The sequence below is a fragment of the Kitasatospora sp. NPDC047058 genome (assembly GCF_040643935.1).
Lineage (GTDB): Bacteria > Actinomycetota > Actinomycetes > Streptomycetales > Streptomycetaceae > Kitasatospora.
Genome location: NZ_JBEYVJ010000915.1, coordinates 1 through 1,198 on the forward strand (window position 1 = coordinate 1; position 1,198 = coordinate 1,198).

The 1,198-nt window shown below is 74.7% G+C and carries 1 pseudogene; it reads left to right on the plus strand.

Annotated elements, in window-relative coordinates:
* Nucleotides 1–91: 91 nt before the first annotated feature.
* Nucleotides 92–1,198 (plus strand): annotated as a pseudogene (locus ABZ885_RS41595) (hypothetical protein); the annotation flags it as partial.

Genomic DNA, 1,198 nt, shown 5'->3' on the forward strand with positions numbered 1-1,198 from the left:
AGGTCGTACCCAAGGTCACGAAGGCGCCTGTCTAGCCACTGGGGGAAGTGGTCTTCCGCCTCGGGGGTGGCGTTGGTGCGTTGCTGCATGCGTGGCGACGGACGGCCCGGACGGGCCGGTGACGGCCGCCGCCGCCGATCCTGCTGCTGTGCGGGGCGGGTTCACGCCGGCGAAGCTGCCCGTCGAGGGCGCGGTGCTGAGCAGCGCCGTCCAGCTCGACGCGCACACCACCTGGGCGGCGGGGTTCCGGCTGATCGAGGAGGGGCAGCGGGTGCGCTTCGCCCCGGTGGTCGCCGCCCGTGACAGCCGGGCGGGCGGGTGGAAGGAACTCCCTGCCCCCGCAGCGGACTTCGAGGGAAGGGCGACGGCGGTCGCCGGCAGTTCTCCGCACGACGCCTGGCTGCTGGGCGACTTCGAGGCGTCGAGCGGCCGGTTCCTCGCCCGACACTGGGACGGCGCCGCCTGGAGCAGCACCGAGATCGAACGGCCTGCCGGGGAACTCGACAACGGCTACCTGCTGGGCGCCTCCGCACCGAAGCCGGGTCGCGCGTGGGCGGTCGGCGGCGCGAGCGTGGTCACCGGCCGGACCCCCAGCCCTGCGCCGGGCGGCCCCACCGAGGTCGAGACCCGCACCACCGGCCTGATCGAGCGCTGGGACGGCACCGCGTGGCACCGCCTGGAAGCGCCCGCGATCGACGGCGACTGGTGGCTCAACTCCGTCACCGAGATCACGCCGGACGACGTCTGGGCCGTCGGAGCTACCCGCTACCCGGACGACAAGCCGGTCCTGCTGCACTACGACGGCCGCGCCTGGAAGCGCGTCGACGCCCCGGCGTTCACGGGGCTGTACGGCGAGTACCAGAGTGTCGCCGCCGGTGGCCACGGCGACGTGTGGGTGGTCGGCCGCGCCGTCCTGGCGGACAAGGACCGCGGACACCCGCTGGTCGCCCACTTCGACGGCCGCACCTGGACCACCGTCGCGGTGCCGGAGGGCGTCGCCGGGAAGCTGTGGTCCGTCACCGCCGTCCCCGGAGGCATGGCCGCGGTGGGCTGGGACCCGAGCGGGGAGTACGACCGCCCGCTCGGCCTGCGGTTCACCCGCGGCCGCTGGGAGACCCTCGACCTGTCGGTGACGGGCTACTCCACCTCCTCGTACCAGGCCGTGGTCGCCGCTCCCGGCGGCCGGCTGACCGCCGTC